Origin of the sequence: Herbiconiux sp. (genome assembly GCF_004297105.1) — a bacterium.
Lineage (GTDB): Bacteria > Actinomycetota > Actinomycetes > Actinomycetales > Microbacteriaceae > Herbiconiux.
This window is the reverse complement of record NZ_SCVE01000004.1, coordinates 24,883-31,589: the sequence shown is the minus strand read 5'-3', so window position 1 is coordinate 31,589 and position 6,707 is coordinate 24,883. Positions and strand designations below refer to the sequence as shown.

The window sequence follows — 6,707 nt, the reverse complement described above, 5'->3', positions numbered from 1 at the left end:
TTTTGCGCAGATTCGCCCCATTTTGCGCAAAAAGTGACGGATGTGGGTTAGTCGAGGAGCTCGGAGAGTTCTAGCCAGCGGGTCTCGAGGTCGGCGATCTGGGTCTCGAAGGCCTGGAGTTCGGCGGTGAGGGCGCCGAGGCCGACGTAGTCGGACTGGTCGAACTCCGCGATGCGGTGGTGCTGCGTGTCGATCTGGCCCGTGAGCTTGTTGATGCGGCGCTCGAGCGACGAGCGTTCCTTCTCCGCCGCGCGCAGTTCTGCCCCGGCCAGTGCGGGCCCGGATGCCGCCGGCGCCCCGATGCTCGACGCGGTGCCGCCCGGCCCCTTGTCGCGAGCCCGTGCATCCGCCGACCCCGCCCCTTGCTTGCGCAGCGTGAGGTACTGCTCGAGGCCGCCGGGCAGGTGCCGGAAGCGGTGGTCGAGCACGGCGTACTGCTGATCGGTGACGCGCTCGAGCAGGTACCGGTCGTGGGACACGACGAGCAACGTGCCCGGGAACGAGTCGAGCAGGTCTTCGAGCGCCGCGAGCATGTCGGTGTCGAGGTCGTTGGTGGGCTCGTCGAGGATGAGCACGTTGGGCTCGTCGAGCAGGATGAGCAGCAGCTGCAGCCGTCGCTTCTGTCCACCGGAGAGGTCTTTGACCGGCGTCATCAGCTGCGCGCTCGTGAAACCGAGGCGCTCGAGCAGCTGGCCCGGGGTGAGCTCCTTGCCGCCCGCCACGTACGACGTGCGGTAGCGCCCGATCACCTCGGAGACGCGGTCGCCCTGCACCTCCGCGAGCTCGGCGAGCTGCTGGGTGAGCGTGGCGATCTTCACGGTCTTGCCGCGCTTCACGGTTCCCGAGCTCGGCTCCACGGCGCCCGTCACGAGGCCGAGCAGCGTCGACTTGCCGGCGCCGTTCACGCCCAGGATGCCCGTGCGCTCGCCCGGGGCGATGCGCCACTCGACGCCCTCGAGCACGAGGTTGTCGCCGTACGACACCGACACGTCGAGGATGTCGACCACGTCTTTGCCGAGGCGCGCGGTGGCCATCTGGGTGAGCGAGACGGTGTCGCGCACGGGAGGCTCGTCGGCGATGAGCTCGGCGGCGGCATCCATGCGGAACTTCGGCTTCGAGGTGCGGGCCGGGGCGCCCCGGCGCAGCCAGGCGAGCTCCTTCTTCATGAGGTTCTGGCGCTTCGCCTCCATGGTGGAGGCCATGCGGTCGCGCTCGACGCGCTGCAGGATGTACGCCGCGTAGCCGCCCTCGAACGGCTCGATGAGCCGGTCGTGCACCTCCCAGGTGTCGGTGGAGACCTCGTCGAGGAACCACCGGTCGTGCGTCACGACCGCGAGCCCGCCGGAACCGGGGGCCCAGCGCTTCTTGAGGTGCTGGGCGAGCCAGGCGATGCCCTCGACGTCGAGGTGGTTGGTGGGCTCGTCGAGGAAGATGATGTCCCAGTCGCCCACGAGCAGAGCGGCGAGCGCGACGCGGCGGCGCTGGCCACCCGAGAGGGTGCCGATCACCGCATGCCAGTCGACGTCGCCGAGCAGGCCGGCGATGACATCGCGGGTGTTCGCGTCGCCCGCCCAGACGTGTTCGTCGAGGTCGCCCACGACGGCCTGTGCGACGGTGAGACTCGAGTCGACGGTGTCGGCCTGGTCGAGCATGCCGAGCGTCACCCCACGGCGTCGCGTGACACGCCCCGCGTCGGGTTCGATGCGGCCCGAGAGCAGTGAGAGGAGAGTCGACTTGCCGTCGCCGTTGCGCCCGACGATGCCGACCCGGTCGCCCTCGTTCAGACCGACGGTGACGGAATCGAAGATGACTCGGGTGGGATATTCGAGATGGAGCGCCTCAGCGCCCAGGAGATGAGCCACTTGTCGAGGGTACAGTGCGCGGGCTGAGCGACTGCCCGCCCGGCCCGCCTGAGCAGTGATTGCTCAGCCGCCAACCGGAGGCGGGCGGGCTAGTCTCGAGCGATGACTGCCGACCGCGGATTCTCCGTCGACCTCGCCCGCCACGGCGCCACCCTCACTCTCCTCGACCCCGACGGCGAGCGCTACGAACTCGCCGTCGACGGCATCCCCCAGTCGATGGTGTCGCTCGGCGACCCGCTCGACCTCCGGTATCCGTACGTGCGCTGGATCGCGCGCACCATCGACGCGGCAGCGACTCCCGGGGCACCTCTGCGGGTGCTCCATCTCGGCGCCGGCGCGATGACGCTCCCCCGCTACGTCGCCGCCACACGACCTGGTTCACCGCAGCTCGTGGTGGAGGCAGAGCGCGCGCTGTTCGAGTCGGTGCTCGAGGCGTTGCCGCTGCCGGAGGGCGCCGAGGTGCATCCGCTGTTCGGCGACGCCCGGGCCGTGCTGGGGGCACTGCCCGAGAACGCGGCGCTCCCGGCGGATGTCGCGGTGATCGACCTGTGGGACGCCGCGACGGTCTCGGCTCACGTCTCCAGCCTCGAGTTCTACGAGCTCGTGCTGCCGGCTCTCGCTCCGGATGCGGTCGTGGCCGTGAACCTGCTCGACGGCGGCGACTTCCGGTATCTGCGGGAGCAGGCGGCTACCCTCCGCTCGTTGTTCTCCTCGGTGGCTGTGGTGAGCGATGAGTCGCTGCGCACCCGCGCTCCCCTGGGCAATGCCGTGCTGTTCGCCTCCGACCGGCCGGCACTGATGGCCCACCACCGCTTCCGCGAGGAGGACGGCGGCTTCGTGCATCTGCTGCACGGCGAGCGCCTGGATGGCTGGATCGGCGACACCCGACCGGTGACCGACGCCACCGCGACCGACTCGCCCTCCCCCGGCGACGCGCGCCTCCGCCGGCGTTGACCTCGCCGACGCGTGCCGGCCCTCGTGACGGGCCGGAAGTCGCCTCCTGACCCGTCACGCGCGCGACGCGCTACGGCCGGGGCTTCGGGGGGAGAGTTCCCATCACAGTCGCCTTTCTCGAGAGGTGGGTCGGACGACACACGCTAACCCGCGATCGGCGGAGGGCGGGGTGAGCAATTGCTACTTCAGCCGCCGGCCTTCGGCCACCATCTCGGCGGTCTTCGTGATGCGGGAGGCGCGGGTCTCGGGGCGCTTGGCCGCGTCGATCCACTGCTGGTACTCGCGCTGGTGGCTGTAGCTGAGGGAGTCGAACGCGTCGGACTGGCCGGCCGCGATCAGGGCATCACGGGCATCCGGACCCAGCGCCACCGTGCGGGGAGCCGTGTCGAGCCGCACCGTGACGTGCACTGTCTCGCCCGGCTCTTTGCCGATCCGCTCGCGGATCTCGCGCAGCACCGGGAAGATGTGAGCCGGCCCGCCCATATTCGCCAACGAGCCCCGATACGGTTCGCCGTCGATCTCGGCGGTGATCGGCACGCGGCCCTTCACGCCGAAGAGCTCCGGCACGCTGTAGGGGAACGCAACCCAGGCGGAACTGTTCGCGACATCCGTGTTGCGGAGGATCTCGGCGTCGAACTCGACGGGGCCGGGATCGCGGTAGTCGACCATGCTCAGAGGTTAGCGCCGCGCGGCACCGGGGTCACGAACGCAGGATGCGCGTTCGGCTGAGCCCGATCACCGCACAACCCATCAACCCGATGAAGCCCGCGATGGCCACCATGTAGACGATCACCGCCCCGTAGCCGCCGGGCTGCGCCGGGTTGAGGAACGGATAGGGGTACCAGCCCACGAGGGGCCCGCGGATCATCGTGTAGGCGGTCCACACGAGAGGGAACGCCACAATGGCCCAGAGCGCGCTCCACTTCAGCGGCGACTTGCCGGGCGTGAGGATCCACACGACCACGATGTAGATCGGAGCGATCAGGTGCAGCACCTCGTTCGACCACGCGAGAGTGCGCCCTTGGTCGAGCACGAGGTTGCGCAGCAGGAGGTTGTAGACCACGCCGGTGGTGGCCATGTACGTGACCACCATCGCCAGCGTGAGGTTGTACCAGGCGGGATCGCGGCGCACGGTGAACGAGTAGGAGGCGCCGATGAGCAGCGCGAGGGCAGCGAGGGCATTCGAGAGGATCGTGAAATAGCTGAAGAAGTTCACGAGGAAATGCGGCAGCTGGTCGGCCGGCGTGACCTCGAGGCTGTACACGAGCTGCCCGATGATGGCGGCGATGATGACGCCGGCCGCGACGATGCGGATGATCCCGAACAGAATGCGCATGGCCACACTCTAGCGAGGGCGGAGGGCGTCGACGGGGAGGGACGGCGGTGCCGTTACGATGAGCGGATGACCGCGCCTGAGAGTGATCACGACATCGAATCCGTCATCCGCAGCGGGATGACCGAGACCCCCGATTTTCCGAGCCCCGGCATTCTGTTCCGCGATCTCTCCCCGCTCTTCGCCGACGGCGACAGCTTGCGGGCCGTGGCCGCAGCCCTGCTCGCAGACCACGAGTCAGTCGATGCGGTCGTGGGCGTCGAGGCGCGCGGCTTCGTGCTCGGGGCCGCGGCGGCCGTCGAGGCCGGGCTCGGGATGCTCCCGGTGCGCAAGGCCGGCAAGCTGCCCGGTGAGGTGCTCGCGGAGAGCTACGCGCTCGAGTACGGCGAGGCGACCATCGAGGTGCGGCCGGGCATCCTGGCACCGGGAGCGCGCGTGGTGATCGTCGATGACGTGCTGGCCACCGGGGGCACCCTGGCGGCGACGGTGCGCCTCATGGAGCGGGCCGGCTGGGAGGTCGTGGGCATCGCCGTCGTGATCGAGCTGCTGGGCCTCGGAGGCAGAGCGGCACTGGCCGACCTCACATCGGTGCCGGTGACGGCACTCATCGCCCTGTAGGCGCGTCGAGAGGCGCGGCCGAGCGCCGCTCCGGCCTGTCTGCCGGCTGTCTGCCGCGCGGGGCGGAGCGGGAGTGCCCTCAGTCGGCGACGATGCGTGCTCCGGCGACCGGACCGGTGACCCGAACCACCTGGTAGCGCGCCGCGCTCAGGGCGATCTGGAGTTCGAGCGCTCCGTCGAGATCGGCGGCCAGGAAGGCGACCGTGGGCCCGGATCCCGACACGATGCCCGCCAGCGCACCGTTCGCCTCGCCCACCTCGAGCACCGCGGAGAGGCTCTGGTCGAGGTGGAGGCTCGGCGCCTGGAGGTCGTTGTGGAGCGACTCCGCGAGCATGTGCGGGTCGCCGGCCCGAAGCGCCTGCAGCACGTCCGTCTCGACGACGGGCTGGCCCTGGGCGGGGAAGATGTCTTGCGCGTGCCGTTCCCGGTGCCGGTCGAGCTCGCGGTACACCTCGGGGGTGGCGAGACCGTGCTCCTGCAGCACGAGCACCCACTGGAACTGTCCCTTGGCGAGCGCGGGGCTCAGCTGGTCGCCCCGGCCCGTACCGATCGCGGTGCCGCCGGTGAACGCGAAGGGCACGTCGGCGCCGAGCTCGGCGGAGAGGGCGAGCAGCTCCTCGCGGCCGACATCCGTTCCCCAGAGGGCATCGCAGGCGAGAAGGGTGGCTGCCGCGTCGGCAGATCCGCCGCCCATGCCGCCCGCGATGGGCACGTTCTTCTCGATGCGCAGGTGGGCGCCGCCGCGGTAATCGGTCTTGCGGGCGAGGAGGCGCGCCGCGCGGATGGCGAGGTTCGAGCCGTCGGTCTCGAGGCCCGAGGTGTCGATGTGCCCGCCGAACTCCACCGAGAAGTCGCTGGCGGGCGACGCGAAGACGTCTTCGTAGAGCGAGACGGCCTGGTAGGCGGTGGCGACGTCGTGGTAGCCGTCGTCCATCACCGCTCCCACTTTGAGGAACACGTTGATCTTGCCGGGGGCCCGCACATGCACGGTTTTCGTAAGGCCCCAGTTGCTCATGAAACCAACCTATCCCACCCTGCAGATTCCCCCGTTCAGGGGCCTTCGAGCGCGATCGGCGGCTCAGCCGGCGAGATGGGCGAGTGCCTCGGCCACGACGCGGGCCGGGTCGTCGCGATGGAGCGAATGGCCGGCTCCGTGCACCACGGCGAAGCCGAATCGCGAGTTCGCGGCGACGAGCGCCTCGCCCTGCGCTCGGGTGAAGGACGCACCGAACGAGGGATCGGCGGCGAGCACGCGTGTTCGCGCGGCGACGCGCGCCAGGCGGGGTTCGAGATGCCAGTCGTCGTTGTCACGGATGGTGCGCTCCACCATGTGCGGCGTGACCGCGCGCGCCGCCGCCACCTTCTGACTGGCGTCTTCCGGATGCCAGCGAGGGTTCTCCGCGAGCAGCGCGGTCGGGTCGTGCTGCTCGAGGTCGCCCAGCAGATCGGCGACGAGCGCGTCGGCCTCCGACTCGGGCACGGAGAGCACCGGGTCGAGGAGCAGCAGGGCATCCGCCCACTCCGGATGCTCCGCCGCCGCGACGACGGCCACCGCGCCGCCGAGCGAGTGGCCGATCACGAGATCCCAGGGGCGGTCATCCGGTGCGCGCAGGGCAGTCACATCGGCTCCGTGATCGGTGAGGCTGTAGCGGGTGGCTCGGGGCGAGTTCCCGTGACCGCGGAGATCGGGCGCGGTGACCGACCAGCCGGCATCGGCGAGGTCGCTCGCCACCCGCCACCAGCTGTTCGACGACGACGGGAGGCCGTGCAGGAGCAGCGCGGCCGGTTTCGCGTCGGGGCCGGTGACGCCCCAGTGCTGCGTGGCAAGACGCACGGAGAACGGATGCGCGGGCCGATGGTGGTCGGGAGAACGAGGCGTCGGTGTGGTCACGCTCGATCCTCACACGCACCGGCTGGCGCGTGCCGCCGGGTTTCTGCCG

At 70.3% G+C, this 6,707-nt stretch carries 7 protein-coding genes; 2 read left to right on the top strand and 5 right to left on the bottom strand.

Going from position 1 to position 6,707, the window contains the following annotated elements:
* Positions 1-47: 47 nt before the first annotated feature.
* Positions 48-1,862, bottom strand: a complete 1,815-nt coding sequence (locus tag EPO52_RS01350; RefSeq protein ID WP_290800863.1) for an ABC-F family ATP-binding cassette domain-containing protein — start codon at positions 1,860-1,862, stop codon at positions 48-50.
* A gap of 102 nt (positions 1,863-1,964) precedes the next feature.
* Between EPO52_RS01350 and EPO52_RS01345 the strand changes: the two genes are divergently transcribed.
* On the top strand, positions 1,965-2,816 hold the full coding sequence (locus EPO52_RS01345; RefSeq protein ID WP_290800860.1) for a fused MFS/spermidine synthase: 852 nt from the start codon (positions 1,965-1,967) through the stop codon (positions 2,814-2,816).
* 180 nt (positions 2,817-2,996) lie between these two features.
* On the opposite strand, the gene EPO52_RS01340 is transcribed toward EPO52_RS01345, so the two are convergent.
* Positions 2,997-3,485 carry a YdeI/OmpD-associated family protein gene (locus EPO52_RS01340; RefSeq protein WP_290800857.1) on the bottom strand — a complete coding sequence of 163 codons (489 nt, stop codon included), beginning with the start codon at positions 3,483-3,485 and terminating at the stop codon, positions 2,997-2,999.
* 31 nt (positions 3,486-3,516) lie between these two features.
* Positions 3,517-4,152: a Pr6Pr family membrane protein gene (locus EPO52_RS01335; protein WP_290800855.1), complete on the bottom strand. Its 636-nt coding sequence runs from the start codon at positions 4,150-4,152 to the stop codon at positions 3,517-3,519.
* Between the two features lie 66 nt (positions 4,153-4,218).
* Between EPO52_RS01335 and EPO52_RS01330 the strand changes: the two genes are divergently transcribed.
* Positions 4,219-4,767, top strand: coding sequence for an adenine phosphoribosyltransferase (locus tag EPO52_RS01330; RefSeq protein ID WP_290800853.1), 549 nt, complete (start codon positions 4,219-4,221; stop codon positions 4,765-4,767).
* A gap of 79 nt (positions 4,768-4,846) precedes the next feature.
* On the opposite strand, the gene EPO52_RS01325 is transcribed toward EPO52_RS01330, so the two are convergent.
* The gene (locus EPO52_RS01325) at positions 4,847-5,782 is read right to left on the bottom strand and encodes a 4-(cytidine 5'-diphospho)-2-C-methyl-D-erythritol kinase (RefSeq protein ID WP_290800850.1); all 936 of its coding nucleotides are present in this window, start codon (positions 5,780-5,782) and stop codon (positions 4,847-4,849) included.
* A gap of 63 nt (positions 5,783-5,845) precedes the next feature.
* Positions 5,846-6,658 carry an alpha/beta hydrolase gene (locus tag EPO52_RS01320; protein ID WP_290800847.1) on the bottom strand — a complete coding sequence of 271 codons (813 nt, stop codon included), beginning with the start codon at positions 6,656-6,658 and terminating at the stop codon, positions 5,846-5,848.
* Positions 6,659-6,707 lie beyond the last annotated feature (49 nt).